We start from the raw sequence: 25,402 nt of genomic DNA on the forward strand, positions 1-25,402 counted from the left end.
GGTTCAGGCCGACTGATCCATGGGCGGCTTGGCGACCGAACACAGACGGATCGAGTCGGCGAGGATCTCGATGGCCTTCGGCCGTGGGAAGCTGGCACGCCAGGCGATGGCCACGGTGCGGAAGGGCGACGGCGCGGTCAAGGGACGGACCTCGATGACGCCGGGCGCATAGTGGTGGCTGTGCACGGCCGACAGCGGCAGGATCGAAATGCCCAGGCCCGACGCGACCATGTGCCGGATGGTTTCCAGGGAGCTGGACTCCACGGTGGTGTGGCGCGACCCTTCGCCGCCTTTGGTCAGGGTCGGGCAGGCCTCCAGGACCTGGTCACGGAAGCAGTGACCTTCGCCCAGCAGCAACAGACTCTTGTCGTTGAGCGCCGCCGCGTCGATGCTCTTCTTGGCGGTCCAGGGATGATTGCTGGGCATCAAGGCATAGAACGGCTCGTCATAGAGCGGCATGGTCAGCACGTCGGACTCGTTGAACGGCAAGGCGATGATCACCGCGTCGAGTTCGCCGTTGCGCAGCTTTTCGCGCAACACGTGGGTGAAGTTCTCTTCGATGTACAGCGGCATCTGCGGGGCGACCCGGTGCAGCTGCGGGATCAGGTGCGGGAAGAGGTAAGGGCCCACGGTGTAGATGGCGCCGACCTTGAGCGGGGCGGTCAGCTGGTTCTTGCCGGCCTGGGCCAGCTCGCGGATGCCCTGGGCCTGCTCGAGGACCTTCTGGGCCTGGGCCACGATGTTTTCGCCGACCGGCGTCAGGCGGACCGCGCTCTTGCTGCGCTCGAAGATCAGCACGCCCAGCTCGTCCTCGAGCTTCTTCACGCCTACCGACAAGGTCGGCTGGCTGACGTGGCACCGTTCGGCGGCATGGCCGAAGTGTTGCTCCTGGGCGAGCGTGACGATGTAGCGGAGTTCTGTGAGGGTCATAACGTGCGTCCATGAAGTTGCGGCCCCAGCATAGCGGCTGCACTCGATGGACGCACGCTATCAGACGTGCGTTTTCGTGACAGGATCGCCTTCAGCGACGGTCCAGAGAGTACACGAACGGCGCGACCACCTCGATGCTGCCGTTGTTGAGCACTTCCTTGGGCGGCTTGGGCACCGGTTGCGCGCGCCTGATCATTTCCAGCGTGGCCCGATCCAGGGCGGCGCTGCCCGATCCATCTGCCAGCGTGTAGGACAGGATCCTGCCGTCGGCATCGACCGTGAAGCGCAGGCGGTTGATGCCCTGCAGGCCGCGACGGCGCGCATCCTCGGGGTAGCGCTTGTACTTGGCCAGATGACGCAACAGGTCGCTCTGCCAGGTCGGCAGGGCCTTGCTGTTGGACGCGACACTCGGTGCCGGGGCGGCCGAAGGCTTCGGCGGCGTCGTGGTCGGCGGTGTTTCGGCCACGTGTTCGGTCGGCGGCTTTTCTTGGGGCGGCTCGGGCTTCTTCTCAGGCTTGGGCGGCTGTGGCTTGGGCTTGGGTTGAGGCTTGGGCGGCTTGGGAATGGCGATCTTGGGCTTGGGCGCTTCCGCGACCTTGGGCAGCGGAGGCTCCTCCACGGGCGTCGGCGGCTGCGGGGCGGCCTTCGGCGGCGGAGGGGGCGCCGGTTCCGGCAGGGGAGCCATCTGGACCATCATGGCCGCCGGAGGCAGCTCGATGACCTGTGGCTTGGTCCAGTTCATGGCCAGCAGCACCGCAGCGGCATGCAGGCCAAGCACGAGCGCCAGGCTGCCACTGTAGCGTGCCAGGTTATGCCGCTTCTTGGTCATTTCTTGGCTGCCGTCTCTAGTCCGACCAGGCCGACCTTCAGGTAGCCCGCCGCGCGCATGGTGTTCATCACCTCCATCAGGTCGCCGTAGTCGACCCCCTTGTCGGCCTGGAAGAAGATCGTGGTCTCTTTGTCGCCCTTGGTGCGGGCGTCGAGCATCGCACCGAGCTGGCCCGGTTGCGCGACCAGGTCATCGCCGACGTACAGCTTCTGGTCGGCCTTGACGCTGACGAACACCGGCTTCTCCGGCCTGGGTGCCGGCTTGGCGGTCGAGGCCGGCAGGTCCACCTTGATGTCGACGGTGGCCAGGGGCGCGGCGACCATGAAGATGATCAGCAGCACCAGCATCACGTCGATGAACGGCGTGACGTTGATTTCGTGGTTCTCGGCGAGGTCGTCGCCGCCTTCGTTGAGATGCAGGCCCATGGCTTACCCCACTTTCACCATGTGGGGGGCGGCGCGGTCGCTGCCCTGATGATCCAGATCGCGGCTGACCAGCAGCAGGACCTGGGCCGAGGCGTCGGAGACCTGCGCCTTGTAGCCGGCGATGGAGCGTGCGAAGACGTTGTAGATGACCACCGCCGGGATGGCGGCGACCAGGCCCAGGGCCGTGGCCAGCAGGGCTTCGGCGATGCCGGGCGCGACCACGGCCAGGTTGGTGGTCTGGGTTTTGGCGATGCCGATGAAGCTGTTCATGATGCCCCAGACGGTGCCGAACAGGCCGACGAAGGGGGCGGTGGAACCGATGGTGGCGAGCACGCCGGTGCCGTTGCTCATGTTGCGACCGCTGGCCGCGACCAGGCGCTCCAGGCGGAAGCTGACACGTTCCTTGATGCCTTCCTTCTCGCGGGCGTTGGCCGACAGGCGCATCTCTTCGAGCGCATCGTGCACCAGGGTATGGGCCAGGGTGCCTTCCTTCTGGCTCGACTCGCTGGCTTCGCGCAGGGTAGCGGAGCGCTTCAGCGTGGCGATTTCACCGCGCAGGCGGCGCTTGGCCCCGAGCAGCTCGAAGCCTTTGGCGATCCAGATGGTCCAGGTGATGATCGACGCGATGGCCAGGCCGATCATGACCGCCTTGACCACGATGTCGGCATTCTTGTACATGCCCCAGGGCGACAGGTCGTGCGCCATGCCGAGGCTGGTATCCTCGACCAGGGCCTGGGTGTCGTCGGCGTCGGCGGGCGCCGGAGTCACGGCAGGCGTATTCGGCGTCGCGTTCGGTGCTGCGGCGGCAGGCGCCGTCGCCGTGGAAGTGGCCGGCTGCGTGGCCGGCTCGTCTGCCAGGGCCGCCGGGGCCAGTGCCAGGCTGAACATCAGCGCGGCAATGGCGCGCCAGGCGCGCGAGGTGGTTGGCGAAGCGGAGGGTTGAATACGTGTCATGCTGGCCGGACCTGATGAAGATGAAGGTGATGTCCTCGAGGCCTGAGGAAGACCGAGAACAGGCAGATCGGCATTATTGCAATTAATTCTTGTTAGCAGAAGCAATAGAGTATCTTTTTTTTACGAACGGCCCGCTTTTGCAGGCGCATGGCGGTTCGAAGGCCAAGCAGGGGAGAGGCAATGATGTCCAAACGTTACGCAATGATCGTGGGCTGCGGCGACGTGGGCGGCCGCTTGGCCAAACGATTGCTCGCCCAGGGCTGGCAGGTCAGCGGGCTGCGCCGCCACGTCGAAGGGTTGCCCGAAGGGGTGCAGCCGATCGCCGCCGACCTGCACGAGCCGGCGTGTCCTGAGGCCTGGCCGCGGCAGACGCCGGACTGTCTGGTCTACTGCGTGGCGGCAAGCCAGCATGACGAGGCCGGCTATCGCGCCGCCTATATCGATGGTCTGCGCCATGTACTCGACTGGCTTCGGGCCCATGGGCAGCGGCCCCGGCGGTTGCTGTTCGTATCGAGCAGCAGCGTGTATGGTCAGCAGGCCGGCGAGTGGGTCGATGAAACGTCGCCCACCGAACCGCAGGGGTATTCAGGGCGCCTGATGCTGGAGGCCGAGCGATTGGCCCTGGACAGTGGCCTGCCGGTGACCGTGGTACGCCTGACCGGGCTTTATGGACCGGGGCGCCAGTGGTTGCTCGGCCAAGTGCGTCAAGGCTACCGGGTGACCGAAACCCCGCCGCTCTACGGCAACCGCATTCATGTCGAGGATGCGGCCGGGCTGCTGGACTTTCTGCTGCAGGCCGACATGCAAGGCGTACCGTTGCAGACGCTGTACCTGGGCGTGGACGATGCACCGGCACCGCTGGCCGAGGTGGTGGGCTGGTTGCGTCAGCAGTTGGGGGTCACCGAATGGTCCGACCAGGAGCGCGTGCGGCGTACAGGCAGCAAGCGGTGCAGCAATGCGCGGGCCAAGGCATTGGGCTGGGCACCTGCCTACCCGAGTTACCAGGAGGGCTACGGCGCCCTCCTGGCCTCGTCATGACCTGATCAGTCGCGCTCCAGCAACCACTGGCGTGGCCCGGGTGTCAGGTTCGGCATCTGGCCGGCCGGTGCGTTGTCGAGCGCCTGGAAGATTTCCAGCTCATCGCCATCGCGTTTGAAGATCCACGGGCCACCGCGCTGATCGCGCTCGAGCCACAGGCTGTCGTGTTCGCCGCTGAGCGCCGTGCAGTCGCCTGCCAGGCACAGCGCGTAACGGTCGAGCTGCGGCAGGCCTTCGACCTTGCCGTCGTCGTGGAAGCGCACCTGCGCGCCTTTGCCGGGGCCTTCGACGATCTGCCATTCGCCGCCCAGGTAGGCGGCATAGAGTGCCTTCTCGAAGCTGGCGCCCACCGGTGCTTCGGCGGAAGCAGGGGTGGTCGCGCGCTCGAAGTTCAGGCGCGGGGCCTGGTCGTGCCCGGCCTGCACCAATTCGTCACCGTTCAGGTCGAGCCGTTCGGTCTGGCCGTTCTCGAAGACGACCCGCCATGTCGCGTCATCGGCCTCCAGGCGCCCCTCGGCCACTTCGAAGCCGTTGCTGTAGCTGGCCTGGCGGCGATTCATGTCGATCCTCCATTCGAAGATCGGGCCGTTGCCGGCCAACGCCTTGCGCAGGTTGACGCCCTTGGCGGCCGCATCGATCGCATTCTGGTTGAGCCAGGTGCCGTTGTAGTCTTCCGGCGCATGGCTTGCGCAGCCGCCCAGTACCAGGGCAGCCAGTGAGATAAGCACTGCACGTTGCATGAGGGATCTCTTCCGGGGAGAGCGACAGGCACCGGGGCCTGCCGCAGGGAGCGTCATTCCAGGACCAGGATGGCGTCCATTTCGACCTGGGCGCCTTTCGGCAGCGCGGCGACGCCGATGGCGGCGCGGGCAGGGTAGGGCTGCTGGAAATAGCGACCCATGACTTCGTTGACCGTGGCGAAGTGGCCGAGGTCGGTCAGGAAGATGTTGAGCTTGACGATGTCCTTGAAGGAACCGCCTGCGGCTTCGGCGACGGACTTGAGGTTCTCGAAGACCTGCACGGTCTGTGCCTCGAAGCCTTCGACCAGCTCCATGGTCGCGGGGTCGAGCGGGATCTGGCCGGACATGTACACGGTATTGCCCGCCTTGATGGCCTGGGAATAAGTGCCGATGGCGGCTGGGGCCTTGTCGCTGTTGATGACGGTCTTGGTCATGGTGACTCCTTGTTGTTGACGGGCTACGCGCGCAGGCGAGTGATCCGGACCACACCGAGCAGGGTACGCAGCTTCTTGATCACGCGCGCCAGGTGCACGCGGTCACGCACGCTGACCACCAGCTGGACCACGCTGACTCGACCGTCGCGTTCGTCCATGCTGATCTTCTCGATGTTGCCGTCGGCAGCGTTCACACTGCTGGCCAGCAGGGCGATCAAGCCACGCTGGTGCTCCAGTTCCACTCGAAGCTCGACGTTGAATTCGCCGGTAACGTCCTTGGCCCAGGACAGCTGGACGCATTTTTCCGGGTTGTGACGGATTTCGCTGATGTTCCGGCAGTTCTCCAGGTGCACCACCATCCCCTTGCCCGCCGACAGGTGGCCGACGATGGGGTCGCCCGGGATCGGCGTGCAGCACTTGGCATAGCTCATCACCAGGCCTTCGGTGCCGCGGATGGCGAGCGGGCCTTCCGGTGTCGGAAGCTGCTCGCCCTCGGTCGACAGCAGGCGACGTGCCACGACATAGGCCATGCGGTTGCCCAGGCCGATGTCCTCGAGCAGGTCCTCGATCAACTCCAGACGGTACTCGTCGAGGATCGATTGGACGCGCTCCACGGGAATCTGCTCGAGGCCGCTGTCGAAGCCGGTCAGCACCTTGTTGAGCAGGCGCTCGCCCAGGTTGATCGATTCGGAGCGGCGCTGCAGCTTGAGCGCATGACGAATGTGCGTGCGCGCCTTGCCGGTGACCACGAAGTTGAGCCAGGCCGGGTTCGGCCGAGCACCGGGCGCGCTGACGATCTCCACCGTCGAGCCGCTTTGCAGCGGCTCCGAGAGCGGGGCCAGGCGGCGGTTGATGCGGCAGGCGATGCAACTGTTGCCGACGTCGGTGTGCACCGCGTAGGCGAAGTCGACGGCCGTGGAGCCCTTGGGCAGCTCCATGATGCGGCCCTTGGGGGTGAAGACGTAGACCTCGTCCGGGAACAGGTCGATCTTCACGCTTTCGATGAATTCCAGGGAGTTGCCGGCCCGCTGCTGCAGCTCCAGCACGCCTTTGACCCACTGACGGGCGCGCGCATGACTGCCCTTGGGCTGCTCCTCGCCATTGGACTTGTACAGCCAGTGGGCGGCGATGCCGTTGTTGGCCATCTCTTCCATCTCGCGCGTGCGGATCTGGATCTCGATGGGCACGCCATGCATGCCGAACAACGTCGTGTGCAGCGACTGGTAGCCGTTGGCCTTGGGGATGGCGATGTAGTCCTTGAAGCGTCCCGGCAACGGCTTGTACAGGTTGTGGACGGCACCGAGCACACGGTAGCAGGTGTCCACCTTGTCGACGACGATCCTGAAGGCATACACGTCCATGATCTCGTTGAAGGCACGACGCTTGCCGCGCATCTTCTTGTAGATGCCATAGAGGTGCTTCTGGCGGCCGCTGACCTCACCGTCGATGCCATCGACCGCCAGGCAGTGGACCAGCGACTGCTCGATCTTGCCCACCAGCTCCTTGCGGTTGCCGCGGGCGCGCTTGACCGCCTGGTGGATGCGTTCCGAGCGCATGGGGTGCATGGCCTTGAAGCCGAGGTCCTCGAATTCCACGCGCACGGTGTGCATGCCCAGCCGGTTGGCGATGGGCGCGTAGATCTCGAGGGTTTCCTTGGCGATGCGCCGGCGTTTTTCCCCGGACAGCACTTCCAGCGTGCGCATGTTGTGCAGGCGGTCGGCCAGCTTGACCAGGATCACGCGAATGTCGCGCGCCATGGCCATGGCCATCTTCTGGAAGTTCTCGGCCTGGGCTTCGGCCTTGGTCTCGAAGTTCATCTGGGTCAGCTTGCTGACCCCATCGACCAGTTCCGCGACGGTTTCGCCGAACTGCTGGCTGAGCGCTTCCTTGGCGATGCCGGTGTCTTCGATCACGTCGTGCAGCATGGCCGCCATCAGGCTCTGATGGTCCATGTGCATGTCGGCGAGGATGTTGGCCACCGCCAGCGGGTGGGTCACATACGGCTCGCCGCTACGGCGACGCTGGCCGTCGTGCGCCTGCTCGGCGTAGAAATAGGCACGCCGGACCAGGTTGACCTGCTCCGGGCCCAGGTAGGACGACAGCCGATCGGCGAGGGCTTCTATGCTCGGCACGAGTGGACCTCCTGCCGGACAAGGTGACCTGGCGCCGCGCGATGTCGACCGGGCATGATTCAGATGGCCTCGTTGGACTCGTCCTCGAATGCCGCGAAGACGGGATCTTCAGTGACGATTTCTTCGGCCGCGATGAACTCGGGGGTGACGATGCCTTCGGCGATCTCGCGCAGGGCGACGACGGTCGGCTTGTCGTTTTCCCACGCCACGCGTGGCTCCTTGCCGCCGGTGGCCAGCTGACGGGCACGCTTGGTGGACAGCATGACCAGCTCGAAGCGGTTATCCACGTGTTCCAGACAGTCTTCAACAGTTACGCGGGCCATGGTCTTCCTCAGTAGCAGATGCGATAGGCAGGCAGCCCAGAATGGGCGAGCGGACTCGGTAGTTTAAAAAATCACCAGCCAATAGGGAAGGCCTGTTTTGCAGCCTGCCGCCAGGCGGAAGGTGCAAGACGTGCGCGTCGGGTCGGACGATACCGCGTGCAGCGCCGCTTGCACAGCCCGCACGAGGCGTCAGCGCAGCAAGGCATCGCGCAGACGGGGCGCCAACTCCTCGAACAGCGTCTGCACCGAGCGCAGCGCCCGGCAGTCGGGACGGGTCAGCAGCCACAGCTGCGTGTCGCAGCCGGGCAGAGGGTCGCTCAATGCCTCGACCCCCGGCAGGTCACGCACCATGTAGTCGGCGAGCGCCGTGACGCCCAGGCCTTTGCTGGCCAGCTGCGCCAGGGTCGACATGCCGCTGCATTGATAGCGGGGCATCAGGTCGGGGTAGTGCCGATTGCGCCAGAGGGCCGTCGGGTGATCCTGCATCGCATCGTCGAGTGCGATCCAGGGTACTGCGGTGGGCGCCTCGGCCAGGCGCTCGCGCCATTCGGGACGCCCGCAGATGACGTAGGACGTCGACCCCAGGCAGCGACCGACCAGGTGCTCCGGAGGCGTGTTGGTCAGGCGCAGGGCGATGTCGGCATCACGGCGGCTGAGGTTGGCGAAGGTGTTGGAGGTGCTCAGCTCCAGCGACAGGGCAGGATAACCCGGCATGAAGTCGGCCAGTGCCGGCAGCAGAAGGCTGTGCAGCACGGCTTCGGTGCAGGTCAGGCGCACCGTGCCGCTGACGACCTGCTCGCCACAGGTCAGGGCGATGCGAGCGGCCTCGAGCGCCTGTTCGGCGCGCTCGGCCTGTTCGGCCAGCGCCTGCGCGGTGTCGGTGGGCAGGTAACCCTTGCGACTCTTGACGAACAGCGCCGTGCCCAGCGCCGACTCCAGGCGACGGATGGAGCGAAACACGGTGGAGACATCGACCTTGAGCAGCTCGGCGGCCTTGGCCAGGGAGCGACCGCGTTCCAGGGCGAGCACGAGCGTGAGGTCGGCATGGGAGATCTGATATTGCATAGGTGCACGCTCTGATTGCCAAAACGCCAATGTCTGTTGCATGAGGGCCATTTTATAGTGAATCGATGCCCGCTTGGCAAACGGGACCAGCACCTCGCTTCACGGGCCGTGTCCGGCGCGAGGGTCCAGAACAATAAGTCGCCCGCTTTCCGCCCTGGCACGTCCCGCTCGAGGTCGTCGTCCGGTCAGCAGAGGATGTAACGCCATGCCGGTCTCCACCTGCGCCACCTCCCTGTCCTACCCTGCTTGCGCCTGCCGCTCGCCGGTTCGTCTTCACAGCGCTCGTCACCGCTCTACAATGGCCGTTTCGACTCGACGGGCCCCTCACCCTGATGCACCTTTCAGCCCCCTGGCCATCCTACCGAGCGTCTGGCGCATCTCGCCTGGCCCGTGTCCACCGACCCTGTGATCTCGGGCCGGCAGCCTGTGCCCGAACAGGCGCCACGTGACGTGGTGGTTTCGAGCACGACCTTCACAACAATTCCAACAGCGACGGCAGATATCCATGAATGAATACAGCGAAACCCGTCAGCCCCCCGACGCGCCTACCCTTTCGAACACGTCGGGCAAAGGCCTGGCCAAAGGTCGCCTGGGCCTGCTGGCGAGCATCGTGCTGGGCATCTCGACCATCGCGCCGGTCTACACCTTGACCGGCGCCCTCGGCCCGACCGTGCGCGAAGTCGGCGCCCACCTGCCGGCGGTGTTCATCGTCGGCTTCCTGCCCATGCTGCTGGTCGCCCTGGGCTACCGCGAGCTCAATGCCGCCGAGCCGGACAGCGGTACCTCGTTCACCTGGTCGGCTCGCGCCTTCGGCCCGATGATCGGCTGGATCGGTGGTTGGGGCCTGGTGACCGCCACCACCATCGTGCTGTCCAACCTGGCCGGGGTCGCGGTGGATTTCTTCTATCTCTTTCTGGGACAGATCACCGGCAGCGAGGCGGTGGTCGCGCTGAGCGACAACCTGTTGATCAACGTCACCACCTGTTGTGTGTTCATCGCCCTGGCCGTGTGGATCTGCTGCCGGGGCATGGGCACCACCATGACCGTGCAGTACGGCCTGGTGGCGCTGCAACTGCTGGTGTTGATCGGGTTCGCCTTCGCCGCCTTCGGCGAGACCACTGCGCCGGCCCCCCTGGCGTTCGATGTCGACTGGTTCAACCCGTTCGCGGTCGGGTCGTTCTCGGCCTTCGCCGCCGGGTTGTCGCTGTCGATCTTCATCTTCTGGGGCTGGGACGTATGCCTGACCGTCAGCGAGGAATCGGTCGGCAGCGAGGAGGTGCCCGGCAAGGCGGCGACCTGGACGGTGCTGCTGATCCTGGGCCTGTACCTGCTCACCGGCATCGCCACGCTGCAGTTCGCCGGCATCGGCGAGGCCGGCCTCGGGCTCGGCAACCCCCGCATCCAGGAAAACGTGTTCGCCCACCTGGCCGGTCCGGTCATGGGGCCGCTGGCGATCCTGATGTCCATCGCGGTGCTCGCCAGCACGGCTGCGTCGCTGCAATCGACCTTCGTCTCGCCGGCCCGGACGCTGTTGGCCATGGGGTACTACGGCGCGGTGCCACGGCGCTTCGCCCGCGTCTGCCCGCAGTCGCAGACGCCACGCTATGCGACCATCTGCGCCGGCATCGCCGCGGGGGTGTTCTACGTGACCATGCGCACGCTCAGCGAAAACGTGCTGGCCGATACCATCACCGCCTTGGGCATGATGATCTGCTTCTACTACTCGCTGACCGCCTTCGCCTGCGTCTGGTACTTCCGCCACAGCCTGTTCGCCAGCCTGCGCAATTTGCTGATGCGGGGTATCTGCCCGCTGCTGGGCGGCGCGATCCTGTCGGTGATTTTCGTGCGCACGGCGATCGACAGCGCCTCGCCCGAGTTCGGCAGCGGCTCGCACGTCGGTGGGCTGGGGCTGGTGTTCGTGATCGCGCTGATCATTTCGCTGCTGGGCATCGGGCTGATGCTGCTGGCGCGGCTGCGGGCACCGGCCTACTTCCTCGGCACCACGCTGAACCGGCAGGTGGCGTTGCACGTGCCGGACTGACGGTCAGGTCCGACCCAGGGCCGCCTTGCGCGGCTCCGGGTCGAAGGCGACTCAGGCCAGCAGCTGGTCGAGCAGGGCCTGATGGCGCTGTTGCTGGGCCGCCCGGTGCAGGCGGTTGGCGCGGAACACGGCCTTGAGGTCTTCCAACGCGACGGCGAAGTCATCGTTGATGATGAGGTAGTCGTACTCGGCGTAGTGCTGCATCTCGCTGACGGCTTCGCGCATGCGCCCTTCGATGATCGCGTCGCTGTCCTGGCCACGGTTGTTCAGGCGCTGACGCAGGGCCTGCTGGCTGGGCGGCAGGATGAACACCGAGCGTGCGTCAGGCATCAGTGCGCGGACTTGCTGAGCCCCTTGCCAGTCGATTTCCAGGATCAGGTCGTGGCCCTGGTCCAGGGTCTGCTGCAAGGCCGTGCGCGAGGTGCCGTAGAAGTTGCCGAACACCTCGGCATGTTCGAGAAAGTCGTCCTGCTCGATCAGGGCATGGAACTCGGCATGAGGCACGAAGTGATAGTTCACGCCGTGCTGTTCGCCCGGGCGCATGCTCCGGGTGGTGTGCGAGACCGAGACCTTGATGGCCGGGTCGGCATCGGTCAGGGCCTTGACCAGGCTGGTCTTGCCGGCGCCGGAAGGCGCCGAGACGATGTAGAGGGTGCCGCAGGTGGGGTTCATGGTGGGAATGACCTACTCGATGTTCTGTACTTGTTCGCGCATTTGTTCGATCAGCACCTTGAGGTTGACCGCCGCCTGCGTGCTGCGGGGGTCGAACGCCTTGGAGCCGAGCGTGTTGGCTTCGCGGTTGAGTTCCTGCATCAGGAAGTCCAGGCGCCGGCCCGTGGCGCCGCCGGAGGCGAGCACCCGGCGGACCTCGGCCACGTGCGTGCCCAGGCGATCGAGCTCTTCGGCCACGTCGCTCTTCTGGGCCAGCATGACCATCTCCTGTTCCAGGCGTTGCGGGTCCAGCTCGGCGCGCAGGTCGGCGAAGCGGTCCAGCAGCTTCTGCCGCTGCAGGGCCAGCATCTGCGGCACCAATGCCCGCAGGGTGGCGACTTCCTCGCTCATGGCGTCGAGCCGCTCGTCGATCAGTCGCGCCAATTCGGCGCCTTCGCGGGCGCGGCCCGCCTTGAGCTCGGTCAGCGTCTGTTCGAACAGCGTCATGGCCTGGGCGTTGAGCGCCTGGGGATCACTGGCGTCGGCGACCAGGACGCCGGGCCAGGCCAGCACTTCCAGTGGGTTGAGCGCGGCGGGCTGCTGGATCAGGCTGGCCACGGTTTCGGCGGCAGCCACCAGCTGCGCGGCGCGTGTGCGGTCGACCTGCAAGGGTCTGCCGGCGCTGTCTTCGTTGAAGCGCAGGGTGCATTCGATCTTGCCCCGCGAAACGCCCTGGCGCAGGACCTCGCGGACTGCGCCTTCCAGGTCGCGCAGGGCTTCGGGCAAACGCAGGTGCGGCTCGAGGTAGCGGTGGTTGACCGAGCGCAGCTCCCACACCAGGGTGCCCTGGTCGCCCGCGTGTTCGGCGCGGGCAAAGGCGGTCATGCTGTGCACCATGGGGTGTACCTCGCGTATCGAAATGGATGCGCCTTGGCGGCGGCAAAGCGCGTGATTGTAGCCTAGTGCGGCCTGGGCGCCCAATGCGGCGGGCGTCCGGTCGCGCCCGTCGCGACGATAGGCGTGTCTTCGAGGGGCAGGCGTCTTTATACTGTCCGGCAGATCTACATCCCGGTACAGGTATCCCGCATGAAACGTCCTAGTGGTCGCGCCGCCGATCAGCTTCGCCCGATCCGCATCACCCGCAACTACACCAAGCACGCCGAGGGGTCGGTACTGGTCGAGTTCGGCGACACCAAAGTCGTCTGCACGGTCAGCGTCGAGAATGGTGTCCCACGCTTCCTCAAAGGCCAGGGCCAGGGCTGGCTGACTGCCGAGTACGGCATGCTGCCGCGCTCCACTGGCGAGCGTAACCAACGCGAGGCCAGCCGTGGCAAGCAAGGCGGGCGCACCCTGGAAATCCAGCGCCTGATCGGCCGCTCCCTGCGCGCTGCGCTGGACATGAGCAAGCTGGGCGATGTCACGCTGTACGTCGACTGCGACGTCATCCAGGCCGACGGCGGCACCCGCACCGCGTCCATCACCGGTGCGATGGTGGCGCTGGTCGATGCCCTGCGCGTGATCAAGAAGCGTGGCGGTCTCAAGGGCGGCGATCCGCTCAAGCACATGATCGCCGCCGTGTCGGTGGGCATGTACAAGGGCGAGGCCGTGCTCGACCTGGACTACCTGGAGGATTCCTCGGCCGAGACTGACCTGAACGTGGTCATGACCAGCGCCGGTGGGTTCATCGAGGTTCAGGGGACTGCCGAAGGCGCGCCGTTCCAGCCGGAAGAACTCAACGCGATGCTGGCGCTGGCGCAGCAGGGCATGGGTGAGCTGTTCGAACAGCAGAAGGCGGCACTGGCCGACTGAGCCGGATTGGCTCGATACCGCCCAGGCGCGACCTCACCTACGGGTGAGGCTGCGCTGACGCGAGGCGTTCGTCTCGATCAGATGGTCAGCGTCCAGTCGTAGTCGACGATCAGCGGCGCATGCTGGGAGAAGCGCGGCTGGCGCGGCAGGCGGGCGTTGCGCACGAAGCGGCGCAGGCCCGGCGTCAGGATCTGGTAGTCGAAGCGATAGCCGAGGTTGAGCAGGTCGGCCTGCTCGTTGTCCGGCCACCAGCTGTACTGGTCGCCTTCACGGCTGACTTCGCGCAAGGCGTCCACGTAGCCCATGTCGCCGACGATCGCTTCCATCCAGGCGCGCTCGGGCGGCAGGAAGCCGGGCGACTGCTGGCTGTCGCGCCAGTTCTTGATGTCGAGCTTCTGCTGCGCGACGTAGAACGAGCCGCAGTAGATGTACTCGCGGCGCTTGCGACGCTGCTTGTCCAGGTACTTGGCGAAGTCGTCCATCAACTTGAATTTCTGATTCAGGTCTTCGTCGCCGTTCATGCCCGAAGGCAGCAGCAGGCTGGCGATGCTGACCTTGTCGAAGTCGGCCTGCAGGTAGCGCCCGTAACGGTCGGCCGTCTCGAAGCCCAGGCCCGTGATGACTGCCTTGGGCTGCATGCGCGAATACAGCGCCACGCCGCCTTGGGCGGGCACTTCCGCGTCGCAGGCGTACAGGAAGTAGCCATCGAGCTGATAAGCTGGGTCGTCGAGTTCAAAGGCCGAGGCGCGGGTATCCTGAAGGCAGATGACGTCGGCATTCTGGGCTTGCAGCCAGCTGAGCAATCCGCGCTCGGCCGCAGCCTGAATGCCGTTCACGTTCACACTGATGATCCGCATAAATGGCCCCAAAAATCTCGTGCGTGTATGATACCCGAGCTCAACTCATTTAGCTAAATCCGTGGTGTCCGGGACCTTTCATGCAGCCGTATCAGCGCGACTTCATCCGTTTTGCCATCGATCGGGGCGTGCTGCGCTTCGGTGAATTCACCCTGAAATCGGGGCGTACCAGCCCGTACTTCTTCAACGCTGGCCTGTTCAACAGCGGTTCGGCCCTGGCCGAACTGGGCCGTTGCTACGCCGCCGCGATCGTCGACAGCAAGATTGCGTTCGACGTCCTGTTCGGCCCGGCCTACAAGGGCATTCCGCTGGCGGCGACCACGGCCGTCGCGCTGGCTGACCAGCACCAGCACGACGTGCCCTGGTGCTTCAACCGCAAGGAAGCCAAGGACCACGGTGAGGGCGGTAGCCTGGTCGGGGCCCCGCTGGCCGGCGACGTGCTGATCATCGACGACGTGATCACCGCCGGTACGGCGATCCGCGAAGTCATGCAGATCATCCAGGCCCAGCAGGCGCGCGCCGCCGGCGTGCTGATCGCGCTCAACCGCGAAGAGCGTGGCAATGGCGAGCTGTCGGCCATCCAGGAAGTGGAGCGCGATTTCGGTATCCCGGTGGTCAGCATCGTTTCGCTGACCCAGGTGCTGGAGTTTTTGGCCGACGATCCGCAGCTCAAGCAGCACCTGCCTGCCGTCGAAGCCTACCGGGCGCAGTACGGGATCTGATCCTGACCGGGTAACGAAAAAGGCGACCTCTTGCAGGTCGCCTTTTTGTTGGCCTCTCCCATGGCTCGGCCAGGCAAGGCGCGGCGCCTGGAGCCGGGGTCAGTCGGTCCCGTACTTGGGCGATCTTGGTCCGTACAGGAGGCCCCCGTTCGGATTCGGCGTCAGCAGGCGTGCGCTTGTCATGCCAGCGATAGGGTAGCCCGCATCTTCCTGGACGCTGCTGACGATCTGGTTGACCGCGGCCACGATCAACATGCCGATCAGGCTGCTCTGACCCTGCTGGTTTTCCTGGCTGGAAGCCGTGGCTTGGCCGGTCCAGAGCGTGGTCCCGGTCTTCAGATCGACCAGCTTGGCCTGGGCGGTGACGATGGTCGCGCTGCTCAACACCATGTAACGCGTGCCGTAGTCGGACACGGTCACGTACACGCCAGCGTCCGCCCCGAAGATCTCATGCAGTTTGGTCGTGGGCAGTTGCTGGATGTCCCCGGCCGTGGTCATGCCATTCTGGCGGAAGGTTTCGTCGACCAGCGCCACGGGCATCACGTAGTAGCCTGCCTCGGCCAAGGGGTACGTGGCCTGTGACAGCATGCTGTAGGTCGCTTTCACATCCGGCGATTCGTTCAGGGGCGGCAGAATCAGGATCGATTTTGGCCGGCTCTGTTTGTACGCCGAGTAATCGACGGTCTGGCGTTGTGCGCAGCCTGCCAGTAGTGTCAGCGCGCAGAGCGCGGCGATCAGTGAGGTTACGCGCGCGATCATGGCTTGGCCGCCTTGGTGGCATTGTTCATCAGAAAGTCCATGTAGGTCGCCGATTCCGGGAACAGCGCTTTTTCCGTACGCAGCTGCTGCATCATCTGGTCATCCTTACCCAGGCTGGAGTACAGCAGCCCCAGCTGCGCGTGATAACCCGGGGGAACGGCACCGTTCTTGGCCTTGATCTTTTCCAGGTCGCGTTCCAGTGCGATGGCCTGGGCCTCTTTGGACTCGCCCTTGAAGTAGCCGTACACCTGGGGTTGGTAGCTTTCCCACTGGTACAGCGGTTTGGGCGCATTGCAGCCGGTCAGCAGAAGGCTGCCCAGCACGAGGCCTGCGTATCGACGCAGGCCGGGAAGGGTGATGCTCATCGGAGAGGTCCTTTCGCCAGGAAGGTTTGTCAGTGGGCGCGTGGGTTCCACTGGCCGTTTTCGACGGCCGCGACCAGCTTGTTGACGGCCTCGCGCATGGCCAGGTCGAGCACCTTGCCATTGAGCGTCGAATCGTAGCTGGCCGTGCCGCCGAAACCGATGATTTCGCGGTTGGACAGGGCGTACTCGCCTGCGCCCTGGCTCGAGTAGACGACTTCGGACGTGTCGATGTCGACGATATTGAGTGCCACCTTGGCATAGGCGATCTGCGTCTTGCCACGGCCCAGAATGCCGAACAGCTGGTGATCGCCGACTTCCTTGCGGCCAAATTCGGTCACATCGCCGGTCACCACGAAGTCGGCGCCCTTCAGGCGCTGGGCCTGACTCTTGATCGTGGCTTCACGTTGCGTCTCGTTCATGTTGTCGCGATCGAGCACGTTGAAGCGCTGGGTCTGTTGCAGGTGCGTGATGAGGATGGTCTTGGCCTGGCTGCCGAGTCGATCGACACCGTCGGAGAAGATGCCGCGCATGTAGCTGGAGCGATTGTCGAACTTGCCGACGGCGATCGGTGCGCGCATGCCGCTGTAAGGGCGGCTGACGCTCTCGACCTGTTGTACGGCAATGGCGGTGGAGGTTTCGGTGGCGCAGCCGGCGATGGACCCGACAGCCAAGGCAGCTGCCAGCACGAGTCCTTGTGATGCGTATTTCACGCAGTGTCTCCTAGAGATGGATCGGATTCCAACAGAGTAGGCATTTTGCCATATCCGCCGCGGAAAGCCTCTAGGCGATCGAGCCTTCTCCTGTGCGGCCACGTGCAGGATAGGCGGAGTGTGAGCGGTCGAGCCTGCGCTGACAGGGTCGGCGCAGGCTGAACGGGACGCTCAGCGCGAAGCGTGATTGGTGATCAGCGTACCCACGCCCGTGTCGGTGAAGATCTCCAGCAGGACGGCGTTCGGTACGCGCCCGTCGACGATGTGTGCGCTGTTCACGCCACCCTGGACCGCCTCCAGCGCGCACTTGATCTTCGGCAGCATGCCGCCGTAGATGGTGCCATCGGCGATCAGTTCGTCGACCTGCACGGTGGTCAGGCCGGTCAGGACCTGGCCCTGCTTGTCCATCAGGCCGGCGATGTTGGTCAGCAGCATCAGCTTCTCGGCCTTGAGCGCCTCGGCGACCTTGCCGGCGACCAGGTCGGCGTTGATGTTGTAGGACTGGCCATCGGCACCGACGCCGATGGGGGCGATCACCGGAATGAAGTCACCCTTGACCAGCATGTTCAGCAAGTCGGTGTTGACCCCGGCCACTTCGCCGACCTGGCCGATGTCGATGACCTCGGGGGCGCTCATGCCCTCGACCTGACGGGTGACGGTCAGCTTCTTCGCGCGAATCAGCTCGGCATCCTTGCCGGTCAGGCCGATGGCGCTGCCGCCATGGCGATTGATGAGGTTGACGATCGACTTGTTGACCTGCCCACCCAGCACCATCTCGACCACGTCCATGGTCTGCGCATCGGTCACGCGCATGCCGTCGATGAAGTGGCTTTCGATGGACAGGCGCTTGAGCAGGTCACCGATCTGCGGTCCGCCACCGTGGACCACCACCGGGTTGATGCCGACGGCCTTCATCAGCACGATGTCACGGGCGAAGCCGGTCTTGAGCTCTTCGCTCTCCATCGCATTGCCGCCGTACTTGATCACCAGCGTCTTGCCGACGAAACGGCGGATGTAGGGCAGCGCTTCGGACAGTACCTGGGCGACATGGGAAGCGGCATCGCGGTCGAGGGTCATGCGAGACTCCAGCAGGGAAGGGTGGATCGGTCAGAATGGCAGGCGCAAGTCGGGGGCGACCTGCAGCAGCTGCGTGCGGAAAATGGCCTGGATACGACGAAGCTCGGCCTCGTCGTCGGCCTCGAAGCGCAACACCAGCACCGGCGTGGTGTTGGAGGCACGCACCAGACCCCAGCCGTGGGCATAGTCGACGCGAATGCCATCAAGGGTGGTCAAGGTGGCTTCACCCCAGTCGGCATCGCGCTTCAGCGCTTCAATGATGCTGAATTTACCCTCGTCGGTCACATCGATGTTGAGTTCCGGCGTGGCCATGTCACTGGGAAACGCCGCGAACAGCGTATCGGCATCGACGCCGCTGTGCGACAGGATCTCCAGCAGGCGTGCGGCGCTGTAGAGGCCATCGTCGAAGCCGTACCAGCGCTCCTGGATGAACAGGTGCCCGCTCATTTCGCCGGCCAGCAGCGCGCCGGTCTGCTTGAGCTTCTTCTTCATCAGCGAATGGCCGGTCTTCCACATCGTGGCGCGTCCGCCCAGCCCTTCGATGAGCGCGATCAGCCGACGCGTGCATTTGACGTCGAAGAGGATCTCGGCGCCCGGGTTGCGTTGCAGCACGTCCTGGGCGAACAGCATCAGCAGGCGGTCCGGGTAGACGATCTGGCCCTGCGGGGTTACCACGCCGACCCGGTCGGCATCGCCATCGAAGGCAATGCCCAGGTCCGCGCCGGTGTCGCGCACGGACGCGATCAGGTCCTGCAGGTTCTCGGGCTTGCCGGGGTCGGGATGATGGTGGGGGAAGTAGCCGTCGACCTCGCAGAACAGCGGCACGACCTCGCAGCCGAGGCGTTCGAACAGCGCCGGGGCGATCACCCCGGCCACGCCGTTGCCGCAATCCATGACGATCTTCAAGGGCTTGGCCAATGTGACGTCGGCGAGGATCCGCGCGCTGTAGCGCTCCAGCAGGTCGACCTGCTCGACATGGCCCTGACCGGCGCTGAGGTCGTCGTCGCGCACGCGCTGCAGCAGCGCCTGGATCTGTTCGTCCGCCAACGTGTCACCGGCGATGACGATCTTGAAGCCGTTGTAGTCGGGCGGGTTGTGGCTGCCGGTCAGCATGATGGCGGAGGTGCCTTCCAGCACGTGGGCCGCGTAGTACAGCGTCGGCGTCGGCACCATGCCCAGGTCGCTGACCTGGCAACCTGCATCGACCAGGCCCTGGATCAACGGCCCCACCAACAGTGGGCCGGACAGGCGACCGTCGCGGCCGACCGACACCTTCGCCTCGCCCTGGGCGAGACTCTGCGCGCCGATGGCTCGCCCGATCCAGTAGGCGACGTCGGGGGTCAGCGTGCTGCCGACCACGCCGCGGATGTCATAGGCGCGAAAGATGCTGGCAGGCAGCGCGGGCGGGCGGGGAGCGCAGTCGGTCATGAGCGATTCCAGTCGGCAAGGGCGGTGGCCCTGGGGCATGGCACGCGTTGGACGACGAAGCGCTGGTCGAGTTCGCCGTCCCTGCGAACCGTCATCGGGTCAGCGGGTGCCGGAGTGGCCGAAGCCGCCGGTGCCACGCTGGGTTTCGTCGAAGGCCTCGACCAGCTCGAACTGTGCCTGGACCACGGGTACCAGCACCAGCTGGGCGATACGCTCGCCGACGGTGAGCGTGAAGGGGGTCTGGCCGCGGTTCCAGCAGGACACCATCAGCTCACCCTGGTAGTCGGAGTCGATCAGGCCGACCAGGTTGCCGAGCACGATCCCGTGCTTATGGCCCAGGCCCGAGCGCGGCAGGATCAGCGCGGCCAGGCCCGGATCGCCGATGTAGACCGACAGCCCGGTCGGGATCAGCAGGGTCTGTCCTGGCTCCAGAACGGTGTCCTGGGGCAGCAGTGCGCGCAGGTCCAGCCCGGCCGAGCCCGGCGTGGCGTACTGCGGAAGAGGGAAGTCGCGACCCAGGCGGGGGTCGAGGATCTTGGCTTGAAGAGCGTGCATGTAACCTATTGAACCTGGTTGAGCCGTTCGGCGATGAAGGCGACCAGCTGGCGAGCGATCTTGCCCTTGCTGGTCTGCGCGAAAAGAGTCTGGTGTTGCTGACGGTCGATGACGGTCAGGGCATTTTCCTCGCTGTTGAAGCCGATGCTGGGGTTGGCCACGTCATTGGCGACGATCAGGTCGAGGTTCTTGTCCTTGAGCTTGCGCGTCGCATAGTCGAGCAGGTGCTCGGTCTCGGCGGCGAAGCCCACGCTGAACGGCCGATCCGGGCGCCCCGCGAGGGTGGCGAGGATATCGGGATTGCGCACCATCTGCAGCAACAGACCGTCGCCGGTCGTAGGATCTTTCTTGAGTTTTTGCGCGGCAACGACTTCAGGACGGTAGTCCGCGACCGCCGCCGAGGCGATCAGCAGGTCGCAAGGCATGGCTGCCTCGCAGGCCGCGAGCATGTCCCGCGCGCTCACCACGTCGATGCGGGTCACGCGATCGGGGGTCGGCAGGTGCACGGGGCCCGTGACGAGGGTCACCCGAGCACCGGCTTCGGCCGCCGCTTCGGCCAGTGCGAAGCCCATTTTCCCCGAGCTATGATTGGTGATGTAGCGCACCGGGTCGATGTTTTCCTGCGTCGGGCCGGCCGTGATCAGCACGTGCCGCCCGGTCAGCGCCTGGCGCTGGAAGCTTTCTGCAGCCAGCCAGGCCAGTTCGGTGGGCTCGAGCATGCGGCCCAGCCCGACGTCGCCACAGGCCTGGCTGCCGGAGGCCGGTCCGAACACCTGCAGGCCTCGGCGTTGCAGCAGGTCGAGGTTGGCCTGGGTCGCCGGGTCGCGCCACATCGCCTGGTTCATCGCCGGCGCCACGGCGACGGCGGCGTCGGTGGCCAGGACCAGGGTCGTCAGCAGGTCGTCGGCCATGCCCTGGGCCAGGCGGGCCAGCAGGTCGGCCGTGGCCGGGGCGATCAGCACCAGGTCGGCCCACTTGGCCAGCTCGATATGGCCCATCGCGGCTTCGGCGGCAGGGTCGAGCAGGTCCAGGTGCACCGGGTGGCCGGACAGTGCCTGCAAGGTCAGGGGGGTGATGAACTCGGCCCCGCCGCGGGTCATGACGACGCGCACCTGGGCGCCGTGTTCGAGGAGTCGGCGAATCAGCTCGGCGCTTTTGTAGGCGGCGATGCCGCCCCCTACGCCGAGAACGATGCGCTTGCGATACAGCCGCTGCATAGGCCTGCCTTTTGTTCCAGTAGAAGCGTGCGACGACGATGGTTGCCTGCGGCAGATCGTCACATGAACGAGCGGACTAGATTAACACAGCGCCTGGAGGCGCCGTAGCGACATGCAGGGAGGGGGCATGAATATCAGGGAATGGCCATTGCGCGAGCGGCCTCGGGAGAAGTTGCTGCAGCATGGCGCGTCGCAGCTGTCGGACGCCGAGTTGCTGGCGGTGTTCCTGGGCTCGGGTGTGAAGGGCTGCAACGTGGTCGACCTGGCGCGGCGGCTGCTGCGCCGCTTCGGCAGCCTACGCCAGTTGCTCGAGGCCGACCGTGAGGCGTTCTTGGGCGAGGCCGGGCTCGGTCCGGTCAGGTACTCGCAATTGCAGGCGATGCTGGAGATCGGGCGGCGCCACCTGGCCGAATCCATCGAGCGTGAATCGGCCCTGGAAGGCCCGCATGCGGTCCGCCGTTACCTCAAGTCCAGGCTGCGCCACGAGGCCAGCGAAGTCTTCGCCTGCCTGTTCCTGGATACACGGCATCGGCCGTTGGCATTCGAGGTGCTGTTTCGCGGATCGATCGATCGCGCCAACGTGTACCCACGTGAGGTGGTCAGGCGTTCGCTGGCGCACAATTGTGCGGCGCTGATCCTGTGCCACAACCATCCCTCCGGCAACCCCGAGCCCAGCCGCGAGGACGTCCAGCTCACCCATGTGCTGCGCGACGCCCTCAAGCTGATCGACGTGCGGATCCTCGATCACATCATCGTGGGCGAGGGCGAACCGCTGTCGATGGTCGAGCAGGGTTGGCTCAGCGGGTCACCGTGACCTTGGACAGGTCGAGTCGACCGAACGGGCTGACGGCATAGCCTGTGACGCCCTGGCGCGTGAGGCTGGCGGCAGTGGGATGGGCCAGCGGCAACCAGAGCGCCTGCTGTTGAATCAGCGTCTGGGCCTGTTGGTACAGGCGACTGCGCACGCTCTGGTCGTTGGTGGTTCGACCGGCATTGATCAGCTGGTCCAGGCGGCTGTCGCAATAGCGGGCGAAGTTGGTGCCGGAGGTGACTGCCGCGCAGGAGAATTGCGGCGTGAGGAAGTTGTCCGGGTCCCCGTTGTCGCCGGCCCAGCCCATGAACAGCAAATCATGCTCGCCCTGCTTGGCCCGACGGATCAGCTCGCCCCATTCGATCACGCGGATCTCGGCCTTGATGCCGACCTTGGCCAGGTCGGCCTGCACCATCTGTGCGCCCAGGTTGGGGTTGGGGTTGAGCAGGCTGCCCGACGGTCGCGTCCACAGGGTCGTGGTGAAGCCGTCGGGCAGGCCCGCCTTGGCCAGCAGGCGCTTGGCCTTCTCCACGTCGGTCGGGTACCCCGGCAGGTGCTCGGCATAGCTCCAGGTATTGGGCGGGTAAGGGCCGGTGGCCGCGATGGCAGTGTCCTCGAACACCGCCTTCAGGTAGCTGTCCCGGTCGAACGCCAGGTTGATGGCCTGACGGACTTCAGGCTTGTCCAAGGGCGGGTGCTGGGTATTGAGGGCGACGAACGCCGTCATGAACGCCGGTGTGCTTTCGACCTTCAGGTCCGGCAGCTGCTTGGCATCGGCGATGTCCAGCGGCTTGGGCGACAGGGCGATCTGGCACTCGTTGCGCTTGAGTTTCTGCAGCCGGACGTTGGCGTCCGGCGTGATGGCGAAGATCAGCGGATCGACGGCGGGCTTGCCGCCGAAGTAACCCGGGTTGGCACGGTAGCGGACCACGGCATCCTTCTGGAACCGCTGGAACACGAAAGGCCCGGTGCCGATGGGCTGGGTGTTGAGCTTTTCCGGCGTGCCGGCCTTGAGCAACTGGTCGGCGTACTCGGCCGAGTAGATCGAGGCGAAGCCCATGCTCAGCGTCGCCAGGAAGGTGGCGTCCGGGTGCGAGAGGGTGAAGCGCACCGTCGTGGGCGTCGGCGCATCGATGGCCTTGATCAGGCTGCCCAGTTGCAGCGATTGCGCATGGGGGTACCCGCCCGGCGCGCTCTTGTGCCAGGCATGGGCGGGGTAGAGCATGCGCTGGAAGCTGAACAGCACGTCGTCGGCGGTCAGCGGGCGCGTGGGCTTGAAATAGGACGTGGTGTGGAACTTCACCCCGTCGCGCAGCGTGAAGTCGTAGACCAGGCCATCGTCCGATACCGTCCAGCGTTGCGCCAGGCTGGGCACGACCTTGCCCTGGGCGGCATCGAACTCGACCAGGCGGTTCATCAGCACATCGGCCGAGGCATTGGTGGTGGTCAGCGAGTTGTACTGGACCACGTCGAAGCCTTCCGGGCTGGCCTCGGTGCAGACGCTCAGGGGCGCGGCCTGGACCAGCGCCGAGGCGAACAGGGAGGCGAACAGCAGGGGAAAGACGGCGCGACGCATGGTGACTCCTTGACTGGTCAGTGGCCCATCTGCCAGAAGCAGTCTGGAAACGATGTAACCCTAGAGTGAGCATCGACAAAAGGCTACATCCATTTTTACAAATCGACCGACGAACGGTGGGCATGGCTGCCGCCTTGCCGCTATGCTTACGGGCTCGCAGCTGTCGTCGCCTTGGCATGCCCCTGTTGTCGTGACCCGGTCTTTCTGGTATAAAGCAGCGCTCTTTTCTAGGGGCTCGGCCTGTCGCTTCGGCGATTCCGGTCGATAAGACCTCGGAAAACACGGCGCCTGGCGCCAAAGACTGAGAGATTAAGCGGCCAACCCATGCCGGGTTGGGCATGTGGTTTTAGAGGGCTGAGGCATGTCGAGAGTCTGTCAAGTTACCGGTAAGGGTCCGGTAACGGGGAACAACATTTCCCACGCAAACAACAAAACCCGTCGTCGTTTCCTGCCAAACCTGCAACATCACCGTTTCTGGGTTGAAGCCGAGAAGCGCTTCGTTCGTCTGCGCGTTTCCGCCAAGGGCATGCGCATCATCGACAAGCGTGGTATCGAAGTCGTGCTGTCCGAGCTGCGCGCTCGCGGCGAAAAGGTTTAAGGAGACTGTCATGCGTGAACTGATCCGTTTGGTGTCCAGCGCCGGTACCGGCCACTTCTACACCACCGACAAGAACAAGCGCACTACCCCGGACAAGATCGAGATCAAGAAATACGATCCGGTCGTCCGTAAGCACGTGACGTACAAGGAAGCCAAGATCAAGTAATTGATCGGCGACCAAAAAAAACCGCATCCCAGGATGCGGTTTTTTTATCTCTGGCGTTTGCGGCTCAATTGAACCTGAATCCAGTGATCATGCCTTCATCGACGACGATGAAGACCCTATCGGTACGACAGTCTTTGGTGGAAGGATCTTTAGGGCCTATGACGAGGGGCAGTCCGGTCAATTCGCGAATGTAGCATTTCACGCTATCGATGTAGGGGGTACCGATGAGGTGGTTGAGTGCCGTCTTGTCGACTTGATATGCCATGAGGGTTCCTCTGTAGGGTGTCAGCCCAATGTCGGGCATGCTGATGATCGGTGTCATCGAGCCTGTCGTTGGCCTATCTAAATCTACGTCGAGAGCGATCCTCGCTAGGAAAAGCTTACGTGCGCGCTCCGCAGGCCCAGCCTGAGTGGTGGAGCGGCGGCCAAAAAAAACCGTATCCTGAGATACGGTTTTTCCGAGGCCTGCGGCTCAGCCAATACGCAGTCGGCTGATGTTGCCTGCTTCATCGACGTGCACGTGGATGCGGTCGGTGCGAATTTCCGTGGTCGATATTTCATCGGGGCCGATGACGTACGTCAGTCCTGTCATTTCACGAATGTAGGCCTTTACGCTCTCGACGTAGCGGGTGCCGATGAGGTGCTGGACAGACGTTGTCAGATCGATGCGGTTTTCCATGATGTGTCCTCTGTGTGATGTCAGCCCGGGTCGGGCGTGCTCATGGTCAGCGATGCCGCATCGGCAAGTGGCCTATCTAAAGCTGCCTGGGAGGCCATCGTCGTGAGGAAACGCTATGCATCTACCCCTCGATCCGCACGGGCGTCGCTCACTGCGGCTCGAACATGACGTAGATCTTGCGACAGGCTTCGAGCACTTCCCAGGTCCCCTTGAAGCCGGCCGGAATCACGAAACGGTCACCTGCACGCAACGTCTTGGCGTGGCCATCCTGATCACGCAGTACCGATACACCCTGAACGATTTCGCAATACTCATGTTCGGTGTAGTTCACCTCCCATTGTCCGACGGCACCTTCCCAGACACCCGCAGCGAACTGGCCGCAGGGTGTGGCGTAATGGTTGTAGACCCGTTGCTCGGGGTCGCCCTTGAGAATCTTGTGCGCCGCCGGCCGGTAGGTCTCGGCCTGCATCAGCACCTGGGCGAAGTCGACGATGGAATCGATGCGCATGAT

General features: G+C 64.9%; 30 protein-coding genes. 7 read left to right on the forward strand and 23 right to left on the reverse strand.

The window, feature by feature from the left end; genetic code table 11:
* Positions 1-3: 3 nt before the first annotated feature.
* The 4 genes from G7007_RS02260 to exbB all read right to left on the reverse strand — a co-directional run bounded on the left by G7007_RS02260 (position 4) and on the right by exbB (position 3,138).
* Positions 4-930, reverse strand: a complete 927-nt coding sequence (locus tag G7007_RS02260; RefSeq protein ID WP_181098826.1) for a hydrogen peroxide-inducible genes activator — start codon at positions 928-930, stop codon at positions 4-6.
* Positions 931-1,021: 91 nt separating this feature from the next.
* On the reverse strand, positions 1,022-1,759 hold the full coding sequence (locus G7007_RS02265) for an energy transducer TonB (RefSeq protein WP_181098827.1): 738 nt from the start codon (positions 1,757-1,759) through the stop codon (positions 1,022-1,024).
* Positions 1,756-2,184, reverse strand: coding sequence for a TonB system transport protein ExbD (exbD, locus tag G7007_RS02270; protein ID WP_060392006.1), 429 nt, complete (start codon positions 2,182-2,184; stop codon positions 1,756-1,758). Before exbD ends, G7007_RS02265 begins: the two co-directional genes overlap by 4 nt.
* Positions 2,185-2,187: 3 nt before the next feature.
* Entirely contained in the window at positions 2,188-3,138 is a 951-nt protein-coding gene (gene exbB / locus G7007_RS02275; protein ID WP_181098828.1) for a tonB-system energizer ExbB, read from the reverse strand.
* Positions 3,139-3,321: 183 nt separating this feature from the next.
* Between exbB and G7007_RS02280 the strand changes: the two genes are divergently transcribed.
* Positions 3,322-4,176: an SDR family oxidoreductase gene (locus G7007_RS02280; RefSeq protein ID WP_181098829.1), complete on the forward strand. Its 855-nt coding sequence runs from the start codon at positions 3,322-3,324 to the stop codon at positions 4,174-4,176.
* A 5-nt stretch (positions 4,177-4,181) separates the two neighbouring features.
* On the opposite strand, the gene G7007_RS02285 is transcribed toward G7007_RS02280, so the two are convergent.
* The 5 genes from G7007_RS02285 to G7007_RS02305 form a co-directional block, all read right to left on the reverse strand.
* Complete coding sequence (locus G7007_RS02285) at positions 4,182-4,916, reverse strand: hypothetical protein (protein ID WP_181098830.1); 735 nt, start codon at positions 4,914-4,916, stop codon at positions 4,182-4,184.
* A 53-nt stretch (positions 4,917-4,969) separates the two neighbouring features.
* The gene (locus G7007_RS02290) at positions 4,970-5,350 is read right to left on the reverse strand and encodes a RidA family protein (RefSeq protein ID WP_181098831.1); all 381 of its coding nucleotides are present in this window, start codon (positions 5,348-5,350) and stop codon (positions 4,970-4,972) included.
* Positions 5,351-5,373: 23 nt separating this feature from the next.
* Positions 5,374-7,482, reverse strand: coding sequence for a bifunctional GTP diphosphokinase/guanosine-3',5'-bis pyrophosphate 3'-pyrophosphohydrolase (gene spoT, locus G7007_RS02295; protein ID WP_181098832.1), 2,109 nt, complete (start codon positions 7,480-7,482; stop codon positions 5,374-5,376).
* A 59-nt stretch (positions 7,483-7,541) separates the two neighbouring features.
* Positions 7,542-7,805 (reverse strand): DNA-directed RNA polymerase subunit omega, encoded by a 264-nt coding sequence (rpoZ, locus tag G7007_RS02300; protein WP_181098833.1) that lies wholly within the window; start codon positions 7,803-7,805, stop codon positions 7,542-7,544.
* 189 nt (positions 7,806-7,994) lie between these two features.
* On the reverse strand, positions 7,995-8,870 hold the full coding sequence (locus G7007_RS02305) for a LysR family transcriptional regulator (protein WP_181098834.1): 876 nt from the start codon (positions 8,868-8,870) through the stop codon (positions 7,995-7,997).
* A 505-nt stretch (positions 8,871-9,375) separates the two neighbouring features.
* Here G7007_RS02305 and G7007_RS02310 point away from each other — a divergent pair.
* Positions 9,376-10,911 carry an APC family permease gene (locus G7007_RS02310; RefSeq protein WP_181098835.1) on the forward strand — a complete coding sequence of 512 codons (1,536 nt, stop codon included), beginning with the start codon at positions 9,376-9,378 and terminating at the stop codon, positions 10,909-10,911.
* Between the two features lie 51 nt (positions 10,912-10,962).
* Here the strand turns inward: G7007_RS02310 and gmk are convergent, their stop codons facing one another.
* Both gmk and G7007_RS02320 read right to left on the reverse strand, forming a co-directional pair.
* A complete protein-coding gene (gene gmk, locus G7007_RS02315; RefSeq protein WP_181098836.1) occupies positions 10,963-11,583 on the reverse strand; it encodes a guanylate kinase in 621 nt (206 codons plus the stop codon).
* A 12-nt stretch (positions 11,584-11,595) separates the two neighbouring features.
* The gene (locus G7007_RS02320) at positions 11,596-12,459 is read right to left on the reverse strand and encodes a YicC/YloC family endoribonuclease (RefSeq protein ID WP_181098837.1); all 864 of its coding nucleotides are present in this window, start codon (positions 12,457-12,459) and stop codon (positions 11,596-11,598) included.
* A 189-nt stretch (positions 12,460-12,648) separates the two neighbouring features.
* On the opposite strand from G7007_RS02320, the gene rph reads away from it, so the two are divergent.
* Entirely contained in the window at positions 12,649-13,371 is a 723-nt protein-coding gene (rph, locus tag G7007_RS02325; RefSeq protein WP_060392017.1) for a ribonuclease PH, read from the forward strand.
* Positions 13,372-13,448: 77 nt separating this feature from the next.
* Here rph and G7007_RS02330 read toward each other — a convergent pair whose 3' ends face one another.
* Complete coding sequence (locus G7007_RS02330) at positions 13,449-14,228, reverse strand: exodeoxyribonuclease III (RefSeq protein ID WP_181098838.1); 780 nt, start codon at positions 14,226-14,228, stop codon at positions 13,449-13,451.
* 80 nt (positions 14,229-14,308) lie between these two features.
* Here G7007_RS02330 and pyrE point away from each other — a divergent pair, with 80 nt between their 5' ends.
* On the forward strand, positions 14,309-14,950 hold the full coding sequence (gene pyrE / locus G7007_RS02335) for an orotate phosphoribosyltransferase (protein ID WP_181098839.1): 642 nt from the start codon (positions 14,309-14,311) through the stop codon (positions 14,948-14,950).
* Positions 14,951-15,049: 99 nt separating this feature from the next.
* Here pyrE and G7007_RS02340 read toward each other — a convergent pair whose 3' ends face one another.
* From G7007_RS02340 to coaBC, 7 genes are all read right to left on the reverse strand, one after another.
* On the reverse strand, positions 15,050-15,709 hold the full coding sequence (locus G7007_RS02340; RefSeq protein ID WP_181098840.1) for a DUF799 domain-containing protein: 660 nt from the start codon (positions 15,707-15,709) through the stop codon (positions 15,050-15,052).
* Positions 15,706-16,074, reverse strand: coding sequence for a DUF4810 domain-containing protein (locus G7007_RS02345; protein WP_181098841.1), 369 nt, complete (start codon positions 16,072-16,074; stop codon positions 15,706-15,708). The genes G7007_RS02340 and G7007_RS02345 overlap by 4 nt, the downstream gene beginning before the upstream one ends.
* Positions 16,075-16,103: 29 nt before the next feature.
* Positions 16,104-16,784, reverse strand: coding sequence for a CsgG/HfaB family protein (locus G7007_RS02350; RefSeq protein ID WP_181098842.1), 681 nt, complete (start codon positions 16,782-16,784; stop codon positions 16,104-16,106).
* A gap of 171 nt (positions 16,785-16,955) precedes the next feature.
* Positions 16,956-17,861, reverse strand: a complete 906-nt coding sequence (gene argB / locus G7007_RS02355; protein ID WP_181098843.1) for an acetylglutamate kinase — start codon at positions 17,859-17,861, stop codon at positions 16,956-16,958.
* Positions 17,862-17,891: 30 nt separating this feature from the next.
* A complete protein-coding gene (locus tag G7007_RS02360) occupies positions 17,892-19,289 on the reverse strand; it encodes a phosphomannomutase/phosphoglucomutase (protein WP_181098844.1) in 1,398 nt (465 codons plus the stop codon).
* A gap of 99 nt (positions 19,290-19,388) precedes the next feature.
* Positions 19,389-19,844 (reverse strand): dUTP diphosphatase, encoded by a 456-nt coding sequence (gene dut / locus G7007_RS02365; RefSeq protein ID WP_181098845.1) that lies wholly within the window; start codon positions 19,842-19,844, stop codon positions 19,389-19,391.
* 5 nt (positions 19,845-19,849) lie between these two features.
* Positions 19,850-21,061 (reverse strand): bifunctional phosphopantothenoylcysteine decarboxylase/phosphopantothenate--cysteine ligase CoaBC, encoded by a 1,212-nt coding sequence (gene coaBC / locus G7007_RS02370; RefSeq protein ID WP_181098846.1) that lies wholly within the window; start codon positions 21,059-21,061, stop codon positions 19,850-19,852.
* 127 nt (positions 21,062-21,188) lie between these two features.
* Here coaBC and radC point away from each other — a divergent pair, with 127 nt between their 5' ends.
* Entirely contained in the window at positions 21,189-21,875 is a 687-nt protein-coding gene (gene radC / locus G7007_RS02375) for a RadC family protein (protein WP_181098847.1), read from the forward strand.
* Here radC and G7007_RS02380 read toward each other — a convergent pair.
* Positions 21,859-23,448: an ABC transporter substrate-binding protein gene (locus G7007_RS02380; RefSeq protein ID WP_181098848.1), complete on the reverse strand. Its 1,590-nt coding sequence runs from the start codon at positions 23,446-23,448 to the stop codon at positions 21,859-21,861. The genes radC and G7007_RS02380 overlap by 17 nt on opposite strands.
* 361 nt (positions 23,449-23,809) lie before the next feature.
* On the opposite strand from G7007_RS02380, the gene rpmB reads away from it, so the two are divergent.
* Complete coding sequence (gene rpmB, locus G7007_RS02385) at positions 23,810-24,046, forward strand: 50S ribosomal protein L28 (RefSeq protein WP_085987254.1); 237 nt, start codon at positions 23,810-23,812, stop codon at positions 24,044-24,046.
* A 10-nt stretch (positions 24,047-24,056) separates the two neighbouring features.
* Positions 24,057-24,212, forward strand: a complete 156-nt coding sequence (gene rpmG, locus G7007_RS02390; protein ID WP_021702025.1) for a 50S ribosomal protein L33 — start codon at positions 24,057-24,059, stop codon at positions 24,210-24,212.
* 64 nt (positions 24,213-24,276) lie between these two features.
* On the opposite strand, the gene G7007_RS02395 is transcribed toward rpmG, so the two are convergent.
* The 3 genes from G7007_RS02395 to G7007_RS02405 form a co-directional block, all read right to left on the reverse strand.
* On the reverse strand, positions 24,277-24,534 hold the full coding sequence (locus G7007_RS02395; protein WP_181098849.1) for a hypothetical protein: 258 nt from the start codon (positions 24,532-24,534) through the stop codon (positions 24,277-24,279).
* 150 nt (positions 24,535-24,684) lie between these two features.
* Positions 24,685-24,891, reverse strand: coding sequence for an I78 family peptidase inhibitor (locus G7007_RS02400; protein WP_181098850.1), 207 nt, complete (start codon positions 24,889-24,891; stop codon positions 24,685-24,687).
* Between the two features lie 148 nt (positions 24,892-25,039).
* Positions 25,040-25,399, reverse strand: coding sequence for a cupin domain-containing protein (locus tag G7007_RS02405; protein ID WP_181098851.1), 360 nt, complete (start codon positions 25,397-25,399; stop codon positions 25,040-25,042).
* Positions 25,400-25,402: the final 3 nt, after the last annotated feature.

Source organism: Pseudomonas entomophila, assembly GCF_013523125.1.
Taxonomy (GTDB): domain Bacteria; phylum Pseudomonadota; class Gammaproteobacteria; order Pseudomonadales; family Pseudomonadaceae; genus Aquipseudomonas; species Aquipseudomonas entomophila_B.